Raw genomic sequence first — 21,078 nt, 5'->3', positions numbered from 1 at the left:
CTCGCAAGTACGCCCGGTACGAGCCAGGTCGCCGGCGAACGCCAGCCACGACGATGCATCCCGCAACGCGCGTGCGAACTTACGACCCGCGACACTAGATCTCGGCCTCCGGGTTGAGCACCTGACCGCGCTGCAGGCGCGAATGGCGGCGCCCGTAGAGGAAGTAGACGATCAGGCCGAGCACGAGCCAGCCGACGAACCGGAACCATGTGGCGCGCTCGAGGTACTTCATCAGGAAGATCGCGAGCGCGGCGCCGATCAGCGGGAACCACGGCACGAACGGCACCTTGAACGAGCGGTCCAGGTCCGGCCGCGTGCGCCGCAGCACGATCACCCCGATGTTGGTGATGACGAACGCGAACAGCGTCCCGATGTTGACCAGCTTGGCGATCTCCGAGAGGGGGAAGAACGCGGCGACGATCGCGATCAGGACCGCGAACACGGCGGTGATCCGGGCGGGCGTCTGGCGCGGGCTCAGCTTCGCCCATGACGCTGGAAGCAGTCCGTCCCGGCACATCGCGAACGTGATTCGCGTCTGGCCGTAGAGGATCGTGAGCACGACGCTGGTGATCGCCACCAGCGCGCCGAACGAGATCAGCGTCGCCGCCCAATCGAAGTTCAGCGTCCGCAGCACGTACGCAAGCGGAGCCTGCTGGCCGGCGATGTCCTTGTACGGCACCGCGGCCGACGCGGTCAGCGCGACGAGGATGTAGAGCACGGTGCAGACCGCGAGCGAGCCGATGATCGCGATCGGCAGGTCGCGCTTGGGATTCTTCGTCTCCTCGCCGGATGTCGAGATCGCGTCGAAGCCGATGTAGGCGAAGAAGATCAGCGACGCCGCCGTCACCACGCCGTCGAACCCGTGTGGCGCGAACGGCGTGAGGTTGCCGGAGTGGAAGCCGGTGAACGCCAGCACGATGAACAGCGCGATCACGACGAGCTTCGTGAAGACCATGATCGTGTTCGTGCGCGCGCTCTCGCGGACGCCGACGATCAGCAGCGTCGCTACCGCGAGCACGATGACGACGGCCGGGACGTTGAACGAGCCGCCCTCCCCCGGCGCGCTCGCGATCGCGGCGGGGAGCTTCCAGCCGAACAGGTCGTCGATCAGGTCGTTGAAATACTGACCCCAGCCGACCGCGATCGCGGCGACGGAGACCGCGTACTCGAGGATCAGGTCCCAGCCGATGATCCACGCGAGCAGCTCGCCCATCGTCGCGTAGCCGTACGTGTACGCGCTGCCGGAGACCGGGATGGTGCTCGCCAGCTCGGCGTAGGAGAGCGCGGAGAACGCGCAGGTGACGCCGGCCAGGACGAAGCTGAGGATGATCGCGGGCCCCGAGTCCCCGATCGCCTCGCCGAGGATCACGAAGATGCCGGTGCCGATGATCGCGCCGATGCCGAGCGCGGTGAGGTCGAGCAGCCCGACGGCCCGTCGCAGCTGGCCCGCCTCGACCTCGGTGTCGGCGACGAGCCGGTCGACGGGCTTCGTGGCGAACAGAGCGCCTGCCATTAGGTGCCTCCTCCTACCCCTTGGTGACCGGAGCCGACACGACCAGCACGGGCCGGCGCGAGCGTTGCACGAGCTCGAGCGGCACATCCCCGAGCATCCGGCGCGCAACCCGGCCGCGAGTCGAGGCGCCGACGACGATCAGGTCGGCGTCCTGCTCCTCGGCGTAGAGCAGGATGCCGGGCACGACCTTGCCGGGGCGGACGTCGGCGGTCGCCTCGACACCCTGGCCGGCGAGCCGCTCGGCGACCTCCTGCGCGCTGCGGCGCGCCTCCTGCTGGTACTCGCTGCGCGGCAGCGGCGACAGCGCCTCCATCTCGACGCCGTCGACGCTGACCACCTCGGCCTGCGCACCCGTCTGCAGCGCCAGCTCGGCGGCGGCGTCGGCCAACCACGGCTGGCTCGCGCCCGCCTTGGCCGCGACCACGATCGTCTGCATGTGCCGTCTATACCCGCGTTCGCGTGCCGAAGCGCACGAACATACGTTCCGTCGGCTGGGCGGTCTATCGTTTCCGGGGTGCCGCCCTTCAAGCTCGATTCCGTGTATTCGCCCGCGGCGGATCAGCCGGCCGCGATCACGTCGCTCGCCGAGGGGATAGAGGCGGGTGAGCGCGCGCTGACGCTGCTCGGCGCCACCGGCACGGGCAAGACGATGACGATGGCGGCGACGATCGAGGCGGTGCAGCGGCCCGCGCTGATCATCGCCCACAACAAGACGCTCGCGGCGCAGCTCTGCAACGAGTTCCGGACCTACTTCCCGAGCAACTCGGTCGAGTACTTCGTCTCCTACTACGACTACTACCAGCCCGAGGCCTACGTCCCGTCGAAGGACCTCTACATCGAGAAGGACTCGGCGATCAACCAGGAGATCGACCGGCTGCGCCACGCCGCCACGGCGTCGCTGTTCGCGCGCCGCGACGTGATCATCGTCGCCTCGGTCTCGTGCATCTTCGGCCTCGGCTCGCCGGAGACCTACAACGCGAACTGCCAGGTGCTGGTCAAGGGCGGCGACGTGGACCGCGACGAGCTGCTGCGCAAGCTCGTCTCGCTGCAGTACAACCGCAACGACACGGCGCTGGGGCGGGGCACGTTCCGTGTGCGCGGGGACACCCTGGAGGTCTTCCCGGCCTATGAGGAGACCGCGTTCCGGGCCCTGCTGTTCGGCGACGAGGTCGAGCGGCTGCAGAACTTCGACCCGCTGACGGGCGAGCTGATCAAGGACGACCTCGAGCACGTCGCCGTGTGGCCCGCGACGCACTACAACGTCAAGGAAGGCACGTTGGACCGCGCGGTCGCGGAGATCGGGCGTGAGCTCAACGAGCGCTGCGCGCAGCTCGAGGCCGAGGGCAAGCTGCTGGAGTCGCACCGCCTGCGCCAGCGCACGCAGTACGACATGGAGATGCTCAAGGAGGTCGGCTTCTGCTCGGGCATCGAGAACTACTCGCGCATCCTCGACGGGCGTGAGCCGGGCGCGCGGCCGTACTGCCTGCTGGACTACTTCCCGAAGGACTTCGTCTGCTTCATCGACGAGTCGCACCAGACGGTGCCGCAGATCGGCGGCATGCACGAGGGCGACCGCTCGCGCAAGCAGACGCTCGTGGACTACGGCTTCCGCCTGCCGAGCGCGCTGGACAACCGGCCGCAGACGTTCGAGGAGTACCTCTCGATCACGCCGCAAATGGTGTTCGTGTCGGCGACGCCGGGGGCGTATGAGCGCGAGCGCTCGTCGCGCATCGTCGAGCAGATCGTGCGCCCGACGGGGATCGTGGATCCCGAGATCGACGTCCGCGAGACCCGGAACCAGATCGACGACCTGATGGGCGAGGTCCGCCAGCGCGTGGACCGCAACGAGCGCGTGCTGGTGACGACGCTCACCAAGAAGATGTCCGAGGACCTGACGGACTACCTGCTCGAGATGGGCTTCCGCGTGCGCTACCTGCACTCGGAGATCGACACGCTGGAGCGGATCCAGATCATCCGCGAGCTGCGGCTCGGCGAGTACGACGTGCTGGTCGGCGTCAACCTGCTGCGCGAGGGGCTGGATCTGCCGGAGGTCTCCCTTGTCGCCATCCTCGACGCCGACAAGGAGGGCTTCCTGCGCGGCGAGACCTCGCTGATCCAGACGATCGGGCGCGCCGCCCGCAACGTCGACGGCAAGGTCTTGATGTACGCCGACAAGGAGACCGACGCGATGCGCAAGGCGATCACGGAGACCGACCGCCGCCGCGCGATCCAGAGGGCGTACAACGAGGAGCACGGCATCACGCCGGAGACGATCGTCAAGGGGATCTCCGACATCACGGAGTTCCTGATGTCGGACTCCAAGGTGCCCACGAAGGGCCGCCGCAGGCGCGAGAAGCGCACCGACATGGCGCCCGCCGAGATCGAGCAGACGATGCGCGAGCTCGAGGAGGAGATGCTCGCGGCCGCCGAGGAGCTCCGGTTCGAGTACGCCGCCAAGCTCCGCGACGAGATCCGCGACCTCCGCCGCGAGCTCGACCTGGCGACGGCGCCGGCGGCCGAGTAGCCCGCCGCGCGGCTCCCGTCCGCGGGTCACCGCCCGCCCGGGCGTTTGCCGCCGGCCCGCGAGTCATCGCCCGCTCGGGCGTTGCCGCCGGCCGGCGCGGCGCGTCGCGTTACAGTCGGTGGCCGCCTCATGACCGGCAATCGGGCCCTGACCGTGGAGTATCTCGAGCCCGACGTCGAAGCCGAGCCGCTGCCCGAGGAGTTCTCGCCGTCCACACTGCGGCGCTCGCTGCTCATCCTCGGGGCGATCGTCATCGTCGTCGTGGCGGTGGTCGTGCTCGTGCCGGGGCTCGCGTCGCTGCGGGATCGCTTCAGCGGCGCCCGGCCCGGCTGGCTCGCGGTCGCGGCGGTGCTCCAGCTCGGGTCCTGCGCCGGGTACGTGCTGGCGTTCCGCGGCGTCTTCTGCCGCCGCATGAGCTGGCGGACGAGCACCGAGATCGGGTTGTCCGAGCTCGCCGCCAACTCGGTCCTCTCGGTGGGTGGCGCCGGCGGCCTCGCGCTCGGCGCGTGGATCCTCCGCCGCGGGGGACTGCCGGCCCGGTACATCGCCCGCCGGACGGTCGCCTTCTTCCTCCTGACCAGCCTGGCCAACGTGGGCTTTCTCGCTCTCGGCGGCATCGGGCTCGCGACCGGTCTGCTGGGTCACTCGCCGAGCTTCCTGCTCGGCCTGATTCCCGCCGTCGCCGCGGTCGCGGCGATCGCGCTCGCGCTCGCCGCGGGACACCTGGCCGCCGCGCTCGCCCGGCGCTCGATGCGCACGAGCATCGTCGCCGCGGCCGAGGCAGTCGGCAACGGCGTCGACGAAGCACTCGCGCTCCTGCGCTCGCGCGACTGGGCGATCCTCGCGGGCGCCTCGGCGTATCTGCTGTTCGACGTCGCGATGCTGGGCGCATGCTTCAAGGCGTTCGGGAACGACGTCCCGGCCGTCGGCGTGCTCCTCGTCGCGTACCTGATCGGCCAGCTCGGGAGCCTGATCCCGATCCCGGGCGGGATCGGCGGCGTCGACGGCGGCCTGATCGGCACGCTGGTGCTCTACGGCGTCGGCGCCACCGACGCCGCCGTGGCCGTGCTCGCCTACCGCGGCCTCCTGCTCGCGATCCCGGCCATCCTCGGCCTCCCGGCGCTCGCGGTGCTGCGCAGGCGGCTCCGCGACGAGGCCCACGACATCGCCACCTGCGCGCCGGGCGAGACCGTCGACGTGCTCGGCCGCGGGACCGTGCGCCGCACGATCCCGGTCAGCTGACGCATGAGCGCGCGAGGGCGCGCCGCCGTTCGCGCCCCGGCGCGGCGCCCGGCGCGATCGCCGCCCTCCGAGAGTGCCCGCCGAGCCCGATCCGCACGGTGAAGGTCCTGTGTCGACGTTGATCAGAAGAACAATCCGGTAACAGGACCGGCGGCCGGACTTGCTTGAGTGCGTCGGGCACGAGGCCCTCGGCTCGGTCCTCTCTCCTCCGCCGCGTGGTCGGCCTCATGCACAGCGGGAGCGCGGCGCCGCCCAAGGGGCGCCGCGCCCCGCGACACGTCCATCGCGCCCGACTCCTCAACCGAGCGTCCGAGCGGCCGATCATCGCGGTCACGTGGACCCGCGGATGAAGGCCGAGCTCGACCTGCTCGTCGAGCGCATGCGCGCGCTGACCGGCGCCACCGCCGCGCACGTCCTGATGCTCGAGGACGGCGAGCTCGTGCAGCGCGCCGCGTGCGGCATCCAAGAGCGCATCGCCCGCACCCCGCGCGACCGCGGGCTCTGCGGCGTGGCGCTCTCCACGGGCCGGCCCGTGCTCTCGCGCGACGTCGAGACCGACCCGCGCGCGTACCTCCCGGGCGGCCGCGAGTACGGCATGCGCTCGGTCGTGATCGTCCCCGTGAGCGCCGGCTCGCATCCGGCCGGCCTGCTGATCGTCTCCTCCCGCGACCCCGGCGTGTTCGGCGAGCGCGACGTCGCCGTGCTCGAGCTGCTCGCCGGCGTGCTGTCCTCGGCACTCGAGGCGCGCATGCACAACGAGCGGCTGGCGCGCGTGGTCGAGACCCAGCGCGACATCGATGCCGCCGGGCTCGACCTGGATCGCGTGATGAACCTGATCGTCGAGCGCGCGATGGACCTCACCAACGCCGACGGCGCGATGGTGAGCCTGATCGACGGCGACGAGCTGGCCGTCGCCGCGGCGCGCGGGATCGCGACGAGGATCGGCGAGCGCCGCGCGATCGCGGAGTCCGTCGCGCGGTTCGCATTCGCCGCGCGCGACACGCTGCTGATCGAGGACGCCGCGGCCGACGAGCGCATCAACCGCCGCTGGCAGGCCGAGATCGGCGACCGGTCGCACATCTGCGTCCCGCTCTTCACCGGCGACGAGCCCGTCGCCACGCTCGACGTGATGAGCGCCTCGGAGACAGAGCGGCTCGGCGAGGACGACCGCCGCGCGCTCGAGCTGCTCGCCGTCGGCCTCTCGGCCGCCGTCAGCCGCGCGTCGGAGTTCCGCGCGAAGGCGCGCTTCGAGGCCGTCTTCGCCAACGCGCTCACCGGCATGATGGTGATGGCGCTCGACGGCACGATCCTCGGCGCCAACCGCGCGCTGCAGGAGCTCCTCGGCCGCCCGGAGGAGGAGCTCGTCGGCGTCAAGGCGGACGTGTTCGTCCATGCCGACGACCGTCAGGCCGCGACCGACCGGGCGCATCGCGTGCTCGCCGGCGATCTGAGGTCCACGCTCGAGCACCGTTACGTGCGCCCCGACGGCGGCGACGTGTGGGTGGATGTCTCGCTGTCGGTCGTCCGTGCGACCGACGGCGGCGACGGCTTCATCATCGGCGTCCTGCAGGACCTGACGCGGCGCAAGGCGGCGGAGGCGGCGCTGCGCGCGCAGGCCGAGCTCAACCACCACCAGGCGCTGCACGACGGCCTGACCGGCCTGCCGAACCGCACGCTGTTCCGCGACCGCATCGAGCAGTCGCTGCACCGCGCGCGTCGCGCGGACGGGACCCTCGCCGTCCTGATGCTCGACCTCGACCGCTTCAAGGACGTCAACGACTCGCTGGGGCACGCGGCGGGCGACGCGCTGCTGGTCGAGATCGGCCGCCGCCTCGACGGCATGCTGCGCGCCTCCGACACCGTCGCGCGCCTCGGCGGCGACGAGTTCGGCGTCCTGCTGCCCGACCCGACGTCGGTCGGCGACGTGATCACGGCCGCCCGCCGCGTGCGCGCGGCGATCCAGGAGCCGGTGATCGTGCAGGGGCTCCCGCTGTCGGTCGACGCCTCGATCGGGATCGCGCTGTTCCCGCGCGACGGGCTCGAGGTCGAGACGCTGCTCAAGCACGCCGACGGCGCCATGTACCACGCCAAGCAGGAGAACGTCGGCGTCGCGTTCTACGAGGCCAGCCGCCACGACGACGACCCGGTCCGCCTCACGCTCGTGGGGGAGCTGCGGCGCGCGCTCGAGGACCACGAGCTGACGCTGCACTACCAGCCCAAGGCGAGCCTCGCGGACGGCTCGGTCAGCTCGGTCGAGGCGTTGCTGCGCTGGCAGCACCCGGAACGAGGGCTCGTGCCGCCCGACCAGTTCATCCCGATCGTGCAGCAGACGGGCCTGATCATGCCGCTCGCGCTGTACGTGGTCGACGAGGCGCTGCGCCAGTGCCGCGCGTGGCTCGACGGCGGGCTGCGGCTGGCGGTCGCCGTCAACCTCTCCACGCGCAACCTGATGGACGCCGACTTCCCGCCCCAGGTGGAGACGCTGCTCGCGCGGCACGGCGTCGGGGGCGAGCTGCTCGAGATCGAGATCACAGAGTCGGCCGTGCTGGCCGACCCGGCGCGCACCCGGCAGGTGCTCGAGCGCCTGGCCGCGCTCGGCATCCGCGTCTCGATCGACGACTTCGGCACCGGCTACTCGTCGCTTGCGCACCTGCGCCGGCTGCCCGTGGACGAGATCAAGGTCGACCGCTCGTTCGTGAGTGGGATGGACCGCGACGAGGACGACGCGACGATCGTGCGCTCCACGATCGAGCTCGGGCGCAGCCTCGGGCTCGACGTCGTGGCCGAGGGCGTGGAGACGCAGGCGGTCTGGGACCGCCTCGCCGCCCTGGGCTGCACGTACGCGCAGGGCTACCACCTCAGCCGCCCGGTGCCCGCCGGCGAGCTCGCCGAGTGGTGCGCCGCCCGCGCGACGCCGGCCACGAGCGCCGGCCGCCGCCGCCACCGCTAGCGTCCGCTCTCATGGACACGGACGCGCTCCTCGCGTGGTACGACCGCGTCCGCCGGCCCCTGCCGTGGCGCGAGACGCGCGATCCCTACGCGCTGCTCGTCTCCGAGGTCATGCTCCAGCAGACGCAGGCGTTGCGCGTCGTCCCGTACTACGAGCGCTGGCTCGCGCGCTTCCCGGACCCCGGCGCGCTCGCCGCCGCGCCGGTGCGCGACGTCCTCGCCCACTGGAGCGGGCTGGGCTACAACCGGCGTGCGCTCGCGCTGCAGGCGGCGGCGCATGAGGTGGCCGAGCGCGGCTGGCCGGAGGATCTCACGCGGCTGCCGGGAGTCGGTCCCTACACCGCGGCCGCCGTCGCGTCGTTCGCTTGGGATCGCCAGGTCGCGGCAGTCGACACGAACGTCCGCCGCGTGCTCGCGCGGCGCGAGGGGCCGCGTCCGGAGGCGGCCCTGCGCACCCGCGCGCAGCAGCTCGTGCCGGCCGGGCGCGCGGCGACGTTCAACCAGGCGATGATGGAGCTCGGCGCGACCGTCTGCCGCCCGCGCGCCCCGCGTTGCGACGCGTGCCCGGTCGCGCCCGGCTGTGGCGGCCACCCAGGCCCGGCGGCCCGCCGCGCGGCCACGACGCCGTTCGAGCAGACCGACCGCTGGGCGCGCGGCCGGATCGTCGCGGCGCTGCTGGCCGGCGAGCCGCTCCCCGTCGCCGGCGACCGGCGCGAGCGGGCGCTCGCCGGGCTCGAGCGGGACGGGCTCGTCGTGCGCGGGACGGACGGAAGCGTCCGCCTGCCCTGAGCGCGCGGCGCGCATGTGCGCTCTGCGTCCTATCCTGCGCAGCCGTGGACCGTGACTCCATCCAGCGTCGCGACTTCCCGACCGGACGCAAGGGGTACGACCCTGCCGCGGTCGACGAGCACCTGCGCCGGGTCGCGGACGAGTTCGAGCGCTCCGTCGCGCCGGCGGCCGCGCGGCCGCTCTCCAGCGGCACGTCCGAGCAGGTGCGCGTGATCCTCGAGGCCGCCGAGCGCAGCGCCGCCGAGCTGCGCGCGAAGGCGGGGGAGGAGGCCGGCGACCACGTCGCGCGCGTGCGCGGCGCCGCCGACGGGCTGCTCGGGCGCCTGGACGAGCTCGAGCGCGAGCTGGGCGGCCTGCTCGACGCGCTGCGCACGAGCGGCGAGCGCTTGAGCGCCGGGCTCGCGGAGCTGCAGGAGCGCGTCGCGGACCAGGGCGATTCCGCGCCGCCGCCGGGGCCCGCGGAGCCTTCCGTCCTCGACGCCCCGCTCGTCGACTCCGGCGCCGACGAGGCCGGCGCGCGGCTGATCGCGCTCAACATGGCGCTCGGCGGCACGCCGCGCGAGGAGACGGCCCGCTATCTGGCGGAGCACTTCGCGCTCGGCGACCTCGAAGCGCTTCTCGACGACGTCTACACGAGGGCGGGCCAGTGAGCGAAGCGCCGAAGGAGCTCGCGAACCTGCGCGAGCGTGCCGGGGAGATCGCCGACATCAACGGCGTCGCCGGCCTGCTGCTGTGGGATCAGAACACGCTGATGCCGCGCGGCGGCGCCGGCGCGCGCGCCGACCAGCTGGAGGCGCTGGAACGCATCGTGCACGACCGCCTGACCGATCCTGAGCTGGGCCGGCTGCTCGACGCGCTGGAGCCGTGGGCGCAGTCGGCGGACCCCGACTCCGACGAGGTCCGGATGGTCGCCGCGCTGCGCCGCGACCATCGCAAGGCGGTCCGCGTGCCGACCGAGCTGGCCGCCGAGCAGTCGAGCGCCGCCTCGCACGCCCAGGAGGCCTGGCACCACGCGCGCGAGGCGAAGGACTTCGCGCGCTTCCGGCCGGCGCTGGAGCGCGTGATCGAGCTCAGCCACCGCTACGCCGCCTGTTTCGACGGCACCGGCGAGTTCGCGCATCCCTACGACGTCCTGCTCGACGACTTCGAGCCCGGGCTCACGACGGCCGAGCTGCGGACGCTGTTCGAGCGCCTGCAGCGCGAGCTCGTGCCGCTGGTGGCGGCGTCCGCGCGGCCCCCCGACGGCGAGCGCGTGCTGCCCGGCCATCACCCGGCCGCCGCCCAGAAGGCGCTGATCGACGAGATCCTTCCCGCCGTCGGCTTCGACCGCGAGCACTGGCGTCTCGACTCCACCGTCCACCCGTTCGCGCGCAGCATGGCCCACACCGACATCCGGCTGACGACGCGCTGGGAGGAGGACGACCTGGCGATGGCGTTCTACTCCTGCCTGCACGAGTTCGGCCACGGGCTCTACGAGGCGCAGATGGATCCCCGCCACTACCGCACGACCCTCGCCGAGGCGGCCGGGCTCGGCGTGCACGAGTCCCAGAGCCGGCTGTGGGAGAACGTCGTGGGCCGCTCGCGCCCGTTCGCCGAGTGGGCGCTGCCGCGGCTGCGCGCGCATCTCGGCGAGCCGTTCGAGGGCTTCGACGCCGACCGGCTCTACCGCTCCGTCAACCGCGTCGAGCTCTCGCTGATCCGGATCGAGGCCGACGAGACGACCTACAACCTCCACATCGCGCTCCGCTTCGAGCTCGAGCTTGCCTTGATAGAGGGTCGTTTGAACGTAAAGGATCTTCCTGAAGCGTGGGACGAGGCGACGCAGCGGCTGCTCGGCCTCGAGGTGCCCGACGTCGTCCACGGGGTGCTGCAGGACATCCACTGGGGCTCCGGGATGATCGGCTACTTCCCGACCTACACGCTGGGCAACCTGATGGCGGCGCAGCTGTGGGGCGCGCTCTCGGCCCAGCTGCCGGCGATCGAGTCCGACTTCGCCGCGGGCGACTTCGCGCCGCTGCGCGAATGGCTGCGGGACAACATCCACCGTCACGGCCGCAAGTACGACTCGCGCGAGCTCCTGCGCCGCGCGACGGGGGAGGAGCTGCGCGTCGAGCCGTTCCTCGACTACCTGCGCGCCAAGCTCGTCGACACGGGCCAGCTGGCCGAGCCGCTCGGGCGAACATAGGTTCGACGAAGGCGTCCGCCGCCTCCGTAGAATCAGTGGCGGTCTTATGTCCTCTCGTCAGAACTCCATCGTCGTCACCGGCGCCCGCGAGCACAACCTCAAGGACGTCACGGTCGCGCTGCCGCGCGATTCGCTGACGGTCATCACCGGCCTCTCGGGCTCGGGCAAGTCGTCGCTCGCGTTCGACACCATCTACGCGGAGGGCCAGCGCCGCTACGTCGAGTCGCTGAGCGCCTACGCGCGCCAGTTCCTGGGACAGATGGACAAGCCCGACGTGGATTCGATCGAGGGGCTCTCGCCGGCGATCTCGATCGACCAGAAGACGACGTCGCGCAACCCGCGGTCGACGGTCGGGACCGTCACGGAGATCTACGACTACCTGCGCCTGCTGTGGGCGCGGGTCGGCAAGCCGCACTGCTTCAACTGCGGGCGGCCGATCGCGGCGCAGTCGGCGGAGCAGATCATCGATCAGATCATGGGCCTGGAGGAGGGCACCCGGTTCATGGTCATGGCGCCGATCGTGCGCGGGCGCAAGGGCGAGTACGGCAAGCAGCTGCAGGAGCTGCGCGGCGAGGGCTTCACGCGCGTGAAGGTGGACGGCGAGCTGCGCCAGCTCGAGGAGGAGATCGTCCTCGACAAGCGCTACAAGCACAACATCTCGGTCGTGGTCGACCGCCTGGTCATGCGGCCCGACCTGCGCAAGCGCCTGGCCGACTCCGTGGAGACGGCGGTGGCGCTGGCCGACGGCATCATCGAGATCGAGACGGTCCCCAGGGATGGGGCGGAGCCGTCGATCTTGACGTACAGCGAACGCTTCGCGTGTCTCTACTGCGGCATCTCGATGCCGGAGCTGGAGCCGCGCTCGTTCTCCTTCAACGCCCCGCACGGCGCGTGCCCGCGCTGCACCGGCCTGGGCTCCCAGATGGAGATCGATCCCGAGCTGGTCGTGCCGGATCCGTCGCTGTCGCTCAACGAGGGCGCGATCCTGCCGTGGTCGAGCGGCGCGACGGGCTACTACGAGCAGATCACACAGGCGATCGCGGATCGCTACGAGGTCGACGTCGACGCGCCGTGGGAGGAGCTGCCCGAGGAGCAGCAGAACCTGTTCCTGTACGGCACCAACGGCGACAAGCTGTACGTCACCTATCGCAACCGGATGGGGCGCAAGCGGTCGTACATGACGACCTTCGAGGGGATCGTCCCCAACCTCGAGCGCCGCTACAAGGAGACCGACTCCGACTGGTCGCGCGAGAAGATCGAGGAGTACATGTCGGTGCGGCCGTGCCCGGAGTGCAACGGCGCGCGCCTGCGCCCGGAGTCGCGCGCGGTCACGGTCGGCGAGCTGCCGATCCACGAGTTCACGGCGATGAGCGCGCGGCGGGCGCTGGAGTGGCTGGAGGGGCTGGAGCTCTCGGCGCAGGACCGGGCGATCGCGCGGCTGATCCTGCGCGAGATCGACGAGCGGCTGCGGTTCCTGGACAACGTCGGCGTCGGCTACCTGTCGATGGAGCGCGCGTCGGCGACGCTGTCGGGCGGCGAGGCGCAGCGGATCCGGCTCGCGACGCAGATCGGCAGCTCGCTGGTCGGCGTGCTCTACATCCTCGACGAGCCGTCGATCGGCCTGCACCAGCGCGACAACGAGCGGCTGATCGGGACGCTGGAGCGGCTGCGCGACCTCGGCAACACCGTGCTCGTGGTCGAGCACGACGAGGGCACGATGCGCGCGGCCGACTACATGCTCGACATGGGGCCGGGCGCCGGCGAGCACGGCGGGCACGTCGTGGCGCAGGGGACGGCCGAGGAGATCATGCGCGTCGAGGAGTCGCCGACCGGCGCGTTCCTGTCGGGGCGGCGCAGGATCGAGGTGCCCAAGCAGCGCCGCAAGCCGTCCGATTACGTGGAGATCGTCGGCGCCGCCCAGCACAACCTCAAGGACGTGGACGTCAAGATCCCGCTCGGCGTCTTCGCCGCTGTGACCGGCGTGTCGGGCTCGGGCAAGTCGACGCTGGTCAACGAGATCCTCTACAAGGCGGTCGCGAACAAGCTGCACCGCGCGAAGCTGCGGCCGGGCGCGCACAAGCGCATCCGCGGGCTGGAGCACCTGGACAAGATCATCTCGGTCGACCAGTCGCCGATCGGCCGCACGCCGCGGTCGAACCCGGCGACGTACATCGGGCTCTTCGATCAGATTCGCGACCTGTTCTCCAAGACGCAGGAGGCGCGCGCCCGCGGCTACAAGCCGGGCCGCTTCTCGTTCAACGTCAAGGGCGGGCGCTGCGAGGTCTGCCGCGGCGACGGGCAGATCAAGATCGAGATGCACTTCCTGCCGGACGTCTATGTCCCCTGCGAGCAGTGCCACGGCAAGCGCTACAACCGCGAGACGCTGGACATCCGCTTCAAGGGCAAGAACATCGCCGAGGTGCTCGACATGCCGGTCGAGGAGGCGCTGGAGTTCTTCGCCCACATCCCGAAGATCAAGCGGCGGCTGCAGTCGCTGCACGACGTCGGGCTGGACTACATGCGGCTCGGCCAGCCGGCGACGACCCTGTCCGGCGGCGAGGCGCAGCGCGTCAAGCTCGCGAGCGAGCTGTCGAAGATCGCGACCGGGCGCACGCTCTACATCCTCGACGAGCCGACGACGGGCCTGCACTTCGCGGACATCGAGAAGCTGCTCGAGGTCCTGCAGGCATTGGTCGAGCAGGGCAACTCGGTCGTCGTGATCGAGCACAACCTCGACGTGATCAAGACGGCGGACCGCGTGATCGACATGGGCCCCGAGGGCGGCGAGGAGGGCGGAACGCTGATGGCCTGGGGCACGCCCGAGGAGGTCGCCGCGGTCGAGGAGTCCTACACGGGCCGCTTCCTGCGCCAGATCGGGCTGCAGGGGACGCCGCCGGCGAAGAAGCCGCGCGCCAGGCGGGCCAAGGTCGCGGCGGCCGCGTGAGCGCCGCCGGCGACCGCGCCGCGACGGCGAACGGCGCCGCCGGCGACCCCGGCGCCTCGGCGCCCCCGGCCGGCGAGCACATCTCCGCGCTCATCGCGGCCGGCCGCCGGGTCGGCGCAAAGCAGCTCACGTGGGGCACCGCCGGGAACGTGTCCGTGCGGCTCGCCGACGGCCGGTTCGCGATCTCGGGCTCGGGCCACCGCCTCGACGAGCTGGAATCCGCGTCGATCGTCGCGTGCGACATCGCATCCGAGGCGTGGGAGGGCTCGTGCCGCCCATCGGTGGAGACCGCGATGCACCGCGGGATCTATGCGGCGCGGCCCGACGCCGGCGCGGTCCTGCACTCCTCGGCGTTCCACACGACGCTCGTGGCGTGCTCGGCGATCGAGCTCGAGACCGCGGCGAGCACGGACACGCTCTACTACCTGCGCCGGATCGCGCGCCTGCCGTTCCTCGTCCCCGGCTCGCCTGAGCTGGCGCGTGCGGTCGCCGAGGCGGCGCGCGAGCACGACGCGATCCTGCTCGGCAACCACGGCTCCGTCGTCGTCGGCCGGGACCTCGCCGCGGCGGTCAACGTCGCCGAGGCGCTCGAGCTGATGTGCCGCATGCTCGTCGCCCGCACGCAGGGCTTCCCGCTGCTCCCGATCCCCGAGGAGCAGCGCGAGGGCGCGCTGCATCGCATGGACGAGTAGCTCAGCGCAGGACGCTGATCGGCGGGCGCCGCGCGGGGCGCGCGATGGCGAGCGCCGACACCGTGCAGAGCATCGCGAGCACGAGGATCACGAGCGCCATCGGCGTGGGGGAGGACCCGCCGACGCCCACCACTGGCGCCGCCACCGCCGCGATGCCGTACTGCGCGAGCCCGAGCAGCGCCGACGCCGAGCCGGCGACGTCGGGGTGATCGGCGCTTGCGAGCGCGATCGCGTTGGCCGGCACGAAGCCCCACGTCGCCATGAAGAGCACGAGGCTGCCCGCGTACGGGAGCAGCCCGAGATCCTTGACGGCCGCCAGCGTGAGCGCGAACGCGGCCGCGATCATCACCGCCAGCGCCCCGGCCAGCAGCCGCCGCGGCTCGTAGCGCCCGAGCAGCTGCGCGTTGAGCTGGCTGCCCACCACCATCGCGGTCGCGTTGAGCGCGAACAGCAACCCGAACACCTGCGGCGACTTGCCGAAGTGATCCTGGACGACGAACGGCGAGCCGGACACGTACGCCGCGACGCCCGCCGTCCCGAAGCCGAGCGCCAGCGCGTAGCCGAGGAAGCGCCGGTGCCCCAGCAGGTCGCCGAGCGACGTCACCGTCCGGCGCACCGATGCCGGCTGCCGGCGCTCCGGCGGCAGCGTCTCGGGCAGCGCGAACGCCGTCACGAGCAGCAGCGCGCCGCCCGCGGCGCCCAGCACGACGAAGACGCCCTGCCAGGACGTGAACCGCAGGATCTGGCTCCCGACCAAGGGCGCCAGCATCGGCGCCAGCCCGTAGATCAACACGAGGCGCGAGAGGTAGCGCGCCGCAGCCTTGCCGGCGAACAGGTCGCGGACCATCGCGCGGCCGATGACGACCCCGGCGGCGGCGGTCGCGCCCTGCAGCAGCCGGCTCACGACCAGCACCTCGATGCCGGGCGCGACGGCGCACAGCACGGTCGCGACGAGGTAGACCGCCAGCGCGGCCATCAGCGGGCTGCGCCGACCGCGCACGTCGCTCATCGGCCCGGCGATCAGCTGGCCGACGCCGAGGCCCACGAGGTACAGCGACACGGTCAGCTGCGCGGTCGACTCGGTCGTGCCGAACTCCCGCGTCAGGGTCGGGAGGCCGGGAAGGTAGATGTCCATCGACGCCGGTCCCAGGGCGGAGAGCGCCCCGAGGATCAGGAACAGCCGGAAGCCGCGCTCCAACTGGTCCTTTCGATGCCGAACGACATCCGGAAGACAGTAGCCTGCGAGGCATGCGCGTCCGGCTCGCGTACGGCACAGGTGGTCTGGAGGTGGAGCTCCCCGACGACCGCACGACGGTGGTCGAGCCCGCCTACCAGCCGGCGGCGGCCGACGAGGCGGCGGTCCTGCGGACCGCGCTCCAGAGCCCCGTCGCCGGCCCGAGGCTGCGCGAGCTCGTCGCACCGGGCCAGAGCGTCGCGATCTCGATCTGCGACGGCACCCGCGCGCAGCCGCGCCACAGCATGATCCCGGCAGTGCTCGACGAGCTCGCCGGCATCGTCGGCGACGAGGACATCACGATCCTCGTCGCCACCGGCACGCACCGCGGCAACACCGAGGAGGAGATCCGCGCCATGCTCGGGGAGGCGCTGGCCGGCCGCATCCGCGTGGGCGGCGGCCGCGCCGGCGGGATCGGCGTCGTCAACCACGACGCGCGCGACCGCGACAGCCTCGTCTTCCTCGGCGAGCACGGGCAAGGCGTCCCGGTCTGGCTCAACCGCCGCTGGGTCGAGGCCGACGTCCGCATCACCACCGGCTTCGTCGAGCCGCACTTCTTCGCGGGCTTCAGCGGCGGCCCGAAGCTCGTCGCGCCCGGCCTGGCAGGGCTGGAGACCGTGCTCGTGCTGCACGACGCCAAGCGCATCGGCGACCCGCGCGCGACCTGGGGCGTGCTCGAGGACAACCCGGTCCACGCCGACATCCGCGCCGCCGCGGCCGCCGCGCCGCCGCACTTCTCCTTCGACGTGGTCCTCAACCGCGAGCAGCGCGTGATCGCCGCCTTCGCCGGCGAGCTGGCGGCGATGCACGCCGTCGCCTGCGACGCCGCGCGCGAGCTCGCGATGCGGCCGGTGCAGGCGCCGTTCGACGTCGTCGTCACGAGCAACTCCGGCTATCCGCTCGACCAGAACCTCTACCAGGCGGTGAAGGGGATGTCGGCGGCCGCGAAGGTCGTCAAGCCCGGCGGGCTGATCGTCTGCGCCGCCGAGTGCCGCGACGGCTTCCCGGGCCACGGCTCATACCGCGAGCTGCTGCACGCGCACCCCTCGCCGCGCGAGTTCCTGCGCACGATCGCCCAGTCCGACCACGTCACGCCGGACCAGTGGCAGGTCCAGATCCAGGCGAACGTCCAGGACCACGCGCGCCTTGTGATGCACACGGAGCGCCTGACCGACGAGGAGCTCGGCGCGGTCCACCTGCGCCAGACGCGCGACATCGCGGCGACGGTCGCCGCCGAAGGCCCCGACGCGACCGTCTGCGTGCTCCCGGAGGGCCCGCAGACGATCGCGTACGTCGACCGCTGAGGGCCGGCGCCGTGCGGCGCCGGCCCATGAGACGAAGAACCTACGAGCCGCCGAAGCGCGCGCGCAGCGCCTGCACGTTGGCGACGTAGCGCTTGGTGTCGTCGAAGAGCCCGCGCGAGCGGACCGAGCCGCAGCCCTGGTAGTAGCACGCGATCGCCGTCGATTCGTCGCCGGTCTGCTGGATCAGGTGCTTGAGGTAGAGCACTCCGGCGCTGACGTTGTCGGCCGCCGAGTTCGGGTCGAGCCTGCGGCCGGCGAGGTTGTTCTGGACGAAGGCCCACGTGCCCGGGGTGATCTGCATCACGCCGCGGGCGTTGGCGCCGGACACCATCGCGTTGTTGAACCCGCTCTCCTGCCAGCCGATCGCGGCAGCGAGCGAGGGGGAGACGCCGCCGGCGGCCGCGGCGCTCTGGATCGAGCTCGCGTCGACGCGCGAGGGGGTGGGCTCGGGGGCGGCGCTCGGGACCACCGTCGCGACCGGCGTCGGCTGCGACGCGCGCGCCGGGGCGGGCGCGCCCGCCGGGAGCTTGATGACCGTGCCGGCGAGCAGGACGCCGTTCGGGTCGAGCCCGTTGATCGCGGCCATCGCGCTGACCGGAACGCGCGCGCCGGCGGCGAGGCCGGAGAGCGTGTCCCCCGGCCGGACCGTGTAGGCGCCCTGGGCCGCGGGCGCCGCGCTCGTGCTGCTCGCGGCCGCGGGCGCGGGCGCCGCGGCGGATTGCAGCGGCGCGGCGGCGACGAGGCCGGCCTTCTGCAGCGAGGCGTAGCCCTCCGCCGTCGACGGGATCTGGATCGTGCTGCCGAGCACGACCGGCGAGCTCTCGGACAAGCCGTTGTAGGCGGCGACGGTGCGCGTGGTCAGGTTGTTCGCCGCCGCGATCGACCAGAGGCTCTCGCCCGGTTGGACGACGTGGGGGACGGCGGCCCCCGCGGTGGAAGGAATCAGGGCGAGGACGGCGAACAAGACGGCGCAAAGCTGGGTGAGACGCAAGGCAAAGCCTCCGTGCGTAGGGTCTGTCGCCACCGACACTTGCCCAGCACGGGGCGGTTGCCAAGCGCCGCGAGCGGGCTTACGTGACCCTGCAATGGAAGTTTCGTCCTCCGCGCGCCCGGATTCGGCCGACTCTGCGACAGTGATCGCCCCACGGTGACCTCCGGGCGACGTTACGGCGACCTCCGCCTCTACTTCCAGAAATGGCGCTGGTACGAGCGTTCCTCGTTCCCGTGGAACCGCGCGCGCCTGCACTACGAGCTCGCGCGCCGGCGCGCCTACTCGCGCTGGCCGATCCACGGCAACGTGCTCGAGATGCTGCGCGAAGGGCGCTTGGAGATCGGCGAGCACGCGCTGCTGGAGCCGAACGTCTGGCTCACGGCGCCCGCGCCCGGGCGGATCCGCATCGGCGCCGGCACGTTCCTGAACCTCAACGTGATGGTCGCCGCGGTCGAGCTGGTCGAGATCGGCGCGCACTGCATGTTCGCCAACGGCTGCTTCGTCACCGACGGCAACCACCGCTTCGACGATCCCGACAAGCCCGTGACCTGGCAGGGCTTCACGACGAAGGGCCCGACCCGCGTCGGCGACAACGTGTGGTGCGGGGCCAACGTCGTGATCACGAGCGGCGTGACCGTCGGCGAGCGCTGCGTGATCGGCGCCAACTCGGTCGTGACGACCGACCTGCCGCCGTTCTCGATCGCCGCCGGCGCGCCCGCGCGCGTGCTGCGGACGATCGACTACGGCGCTACTTCGCCAGCATGATGTGCACGCCGAACACGACGGTCACCGCGAAGAGCACCAGGGAGAGCCCCGCGAGCGCGGCGTAGCCGGCCGCGGCCGTGCGCCGCCCGTGGCGCTGCGCCTCCATGGAGCGGCCTGACCCGTAGACGACGAGCGAGTATGCGGTCGTGATCCCGACGCCGGCGGCAAGCGAGACCCAGACGACCTCCAGCAGCTGCGAGAGCTCGACGGCGAACTGCATCAGGTCGCCTCGCCCGCCTCACGCGCCACGGCGGCGCGGCGCGCGAACGCGACCAGCCCCGCGGCGAAGACCACGATCACCACCACCGGCCCGGCCGAGCCGGTGCCGAAGATCCGCACGACGCCGTAGGTCAGCGCGCCCACGGCGGCCGAGCACGGCAGCGTGAGGATCCATGCGACGACGATGTTCCCGGCGACGCCCCAGCGGACCGCGGAGATCCGCTTGGCGGCGCCCGCGCCCATGATCGCGCCCGACATCACGTGCGTCGTGGAGAGGGGGAAGCCGACGTGCGAGGCCGAGAGGATCACGGCCGCGCCGACCGTCTGGGAGGCGAAGCCCTGGGCCGGATCCATCTTGATGATCCGCGAGCCCATCGTGCGGATGATGCGCCAGCCGCCGGCGTAGGTGCCGGCCGCGATCGCGCTCGCCGAGGCCACGACCACCCACGCCGGGACGCCGGCGTCGCTCGCCAGGTTCCCGTTGGCGACCAACGCGAGGAAGATGATCCCCATCGTCTTCTGCGCGTCGTTGGTGCCGTGCGAGAGCGAGAAGAGCGCGCCCGACGCGAGCTGCCCGAGCCGGAAGCCGCGCGAGACCACGCCCGGCGACTGGCGCCCGACGATCCTGTAGGCCACGAGGATCGACAGCCCGGCGGCGACCAGCGCGAGCACGGGCGCGACCAGGCCCGGGATCGCCACCTTCTGCACCAGGCCGCTCCAGATCACCGCGTCCGGGCCGGCCGCGGCGATCATCGCGCCGACGACGCCGCCGATCAGCGCATGCGAGGAGGACGACGGGAGGCCGAGCCACCAGGTCGCGAGGTTCCAGGCGATCGCGCCGATCAGCCCCGCGAAGACGACCAGCGGCGTGACGTCGCCGGCTTGGACGATGCCCTTGGCGATCGTCGCGGCGACCTCCAGAGACAGGAAGGCGCCCACGAAGTTCAGCGTGGCGGACATCGCCACCGCCACGCGCGGCGACATCGCCCGCGTGGAGACCGATGTCGCGATCGCGTTGGCGGTGTCGTGGAAGCCGTTGGTGAAGTCGAACGCGAGCGCCGTCGCGACGACGATGATCAGGACCGCGTCGGAGTGCACTAGCGGTTCTTGATGATGATGCCCTCGATGATGTTCACGGCCGTCTCGGTCGAGTCGATCGCATCCTCCAGCCGCTCGAAGATGTCCTTCCAGCGGATCACCATCATCGGGTCGATGCCCTGCTCGAACAGCGACGCCAGCGCGGATCGCAGCATCCGGTCGCCCTCGTTCTCGAGCCGGTTGACCTCGACGGTGTAGTGGTGGATGTCGCGCAGCGAGCGCAGGCGCGGGATCGCCTGCGCGATCTGGCGCGTGGCGTCGCGCAGCACGCGCGCCATCTCCTGCGCCTGGAGCATCGGCGCCTCGATCCGGTACAGCGAGAGGAAGTCCGAGACCTCCTCGACGTAGTCGACGATGTCGTCCAGGCCGGACGCGAGGGCGAGGATGTCCTCGCGGTCGAACGGCGTGACGAACGTCTGGTTGAGCCGCTGGATGATGTCGTGCGTGATGCGGTCGCCCTCCTGCTCGCAGACGACCACGTCACGGCTCAGCTCACCGTGGTCGGGCCACTGCTCGAGCATGCGCTCGAGCAGCTCGGCGGCGAGCACGCAGTTGTTGCCCGCCTCCTCGAACAGGTCGAAGAACTCGCGTTCCTTCGGGGCGAATATCGCTGACAGCCGGCTCATCGG

17 protein-coding genes are annotated in these 21,078 nt (G+C 71.9%); 10 read left to right on the top strand and 7 right to left on the bottom strand.

Annotated elements, in window-relative coordinates; genetic code table 11:
- Positions 1-94: 94 nt before the first annotated feature.
- Both H958_RS0118230 and H958_RS38400 read right to left on the bottom strand, forming a co-directional pair.
- Positions 95-1,513, bottom strand: coding sequence for an amino acid permease (locus tag H958_RS0118230; protein WP_028059714.1), 1,419 nt, complete (start codon positions 1,511-1,513; stop codon positions 95-97).
- Positions 1,514-1,526: 13 nt separating this feature from the next.
- A complete protein-coding gene (locus H958_RS38400) occupies positions 1,527-1,949 on the bottom strand; it encodes a universal stress protein (RefSeq protein WP_051324470.1) in 423 nt (140 codons plus the stop codon).
- A 78-nt stretch (positions 1,950-2,027) separates the two neighbouring features.
- Between H958_RS38400 and uvrB the strand changes: the two genes are divergently transcribed.
- From uvrB to H958_RS38380, 8 genes are all read left to right on the top strand, one after another.
- Positions 2,028-4,037, top strand: coding sequence for an excinuclease ABC subunit UvrB (uvrB, locus tag H958_RS0118220; RefSeq protein WP_028059713.1), 2,010 nt, complete (start codon positions 2,028-2,030; stop codon positions 4,035-4,037).
- Between the two features lie 129 nt (positions 4,038-4,166).
- On the top strand, positions 4,167-5,279 hold the full coding sequence (locus tag H958_RS38395) for a lysylphosphatidylglycerol synthase domain-containing protein (protein WP_051324469.1): 1,113 nt from the start codon (positions 4,167-4,169) through the stop codon (positions 5,277-5,279).
- A 334-nt stretch (positions 5,280-5,613) separates the two neighbouring features.
- Positions 5,614-8,229, top strand: coding sequence for an EAL domain-containing protein (locus H958_RS43610; protein WP_156028050.1), 2,616 nt, complete (start codon positions 5,614-5,616; stop codon positions 8,227-8,229).
- Positions 8,230-8,240: 11 nt separating this feature from the next.
- The gene (locus H958_RS0118205; RefSeq protein WP_028059712.1) at positions 8,241-9,017 is read left to right on the top strand and encodes an HhH-GPD family protein; all 777 of its coding nucleotides are present in this window, start codon (positions 8,241-8,243) and stop codon (positions 9,015-9,017) included.
- Positions 9,018-9,061: 44 nt separating this feature from the next.
- On the top strand, positions 9,062-9,667 hold the full coding sequence (locus H958_RS0118200) for a DivIVA domain-containing protein (protein ID WP_028059711.1): 606 nt from the start codon (positions 9,062-9,064) through the stop codon (positions 9,665-9,667).
- A complete protein-coding gene (locus H958_RS38385) occupies positions 9,664-11,202 on the top strand; it encodes a carboxypeptidase M32 (RefSeq protein WP_051324467.1) in 1,539 nt (512 codons plus the stop codon). The genes H958_RS0118200 and H958_RS38385 overlap by 4 nt, the downstream gene beginning before the upstream one ends.
- A 46-nt stretch (positions 11,203-11,248) precedes the next feature.
- Complete coding sequence (gene uvrA / locus H958_RS0118190) at positions 11,249-14,146, top strand: excinuclease ABC subunit UvrA (protein WP_028059710.1); 2,898 nt, start codon at positions 11,249-11,251, stop codon at positions 14,144-14,146.
- The gene (locus H958_RS38380; protein ID WP_051324466.1) at positions 14,143-14,838 is read left to right on the top strand and encodes a class II aldolase/adducin family protein; all 696 of its coding nucleotides are present in this window, start codon (positions 14,143-14,145) and stop codon (positions 14,836-14,838) included. The genes uvrA and H958_RS38380 overlap by 4 nt, the downstream gene beginning before the upstream one ends.
- Before the next feature lies 1 nt (position 14,839).
- Here the strand turns inward: H958_RS38380 and H958_RS38375 are convergent, their stop codons facing one another.
- Positions 14,840-16,036, bottom strand: coding sequence for a multidrug effflux MFS transporter (locus tag H958_RS38375; RefSeq protein ID WP_037410543.1), 1,197 nt, complete (start codon positions 16,034-16,036; stop codon positions 14,840-14,842).
- Between the two features lie 50 nt (positions 16,037-16,086).
- Here H958_RS38375 and larA point away from each other — a divergent pair, with 50 nt between their 5' ends.
- On the top strand, positions 16,087-17,376 hold the full coding sequence (larA, locus tag H958_RS0118175; RefSeq protein WP_028059709.1) for a nickel-dependent lactate racemase: 1,290 nt from the start codon (positions 16,087-16,089) through the stop codon (positions 17,374-17,376).
- Positions 17,377-17,416: 40 nt separating this feature from the next.
- Here the strand turns inward: larA and H958_RS46405 are convergent, their stop codons facing one another.
- A complete protein-coding gene (locus tag H958_RS46405) occupies positions 17,417-18,340 on the bottom strand; it encodes a LysM peptidoglycan-binding domain-containing protein (protein ID WP_028059708.1) in 924 nt (307 codons plus the stop codon).
- Positions 18,341-18,523: 183 nt separating this feature from the next.
- Between H958_RS46405 and H958_RS0118165 the strand changes: the two genes are divergently transcribed.
- Entirely contained in the window at positions 18,524-19,132 is a 609-nt protein-coding gene (locus H958_RS0118165; RefSeq protein ID WP_028059707.1) for an acyltransferase, read from the top strand.
- On the opposite strand, the gene H958_RS0118160 is transcribed toward H958_RS0118165, so the two are convergent.
- From H958_RS0118160 to H958_RS0118150, 3 genes are read right to left on the bottom strand one after another with little or no spacing between them, the layout of a single operon-like run.
- On the bottom strand, positions 19,116-19,352 hold the full coding sequence (locus tag H958_RS0118160; RefSeq protein ID WP_028059706.1) for a hypothetical protein: 237 nt from the start codon (positions 19,350-19,352) through the stop codon (positions 19,116-19,118). The two genes, H958_RS0118165 and H958_RS0118160, sit on opposite strands and share 17 nt — an antisense overlap.
- A complete protein-coding gene (locus H958_RS0118155) occupies positions 19,352-20,449 on the bottom strand; it encodes an inorganic phosphate transporter (RefSeq protein WP_028059705.1) in 1,098 nt (365 codons plus the stop codon). Before H958_RS0118155 ends, H958_RS0118160 begins: the two co-directional genes overlap by 1 nt.
- Entirely contained in the window at positions 20,449-21,075 is a 627-nt protein-coding gene (locus tag H958_RS0118150) for a DUF47 domain-containing protein (RefSeq protein WP_051324465.1), read from the bottom strand. Before H958_RS0118150 ends, H958_RS0118155 begins: the two co-directional genes overlap by 1 nt.
- Between the last annotated feature and the right edge of the window lie 3 nt (positions 21,076-21,078).

This window comes from Candidatus Solirubrobacter pratensis, from assembly GCF_000425945.1.
Classification (GTDB): Bacteria; Actinomycetota; Thermoleophilia; order Solirubrobacterales; family Solirubrobacteraceae; genus Solirubrobacter; species Solirubrobacter pratensis.
This window is presented reverse-complemented; position numbering and strand designations above follow the sequence as displayed.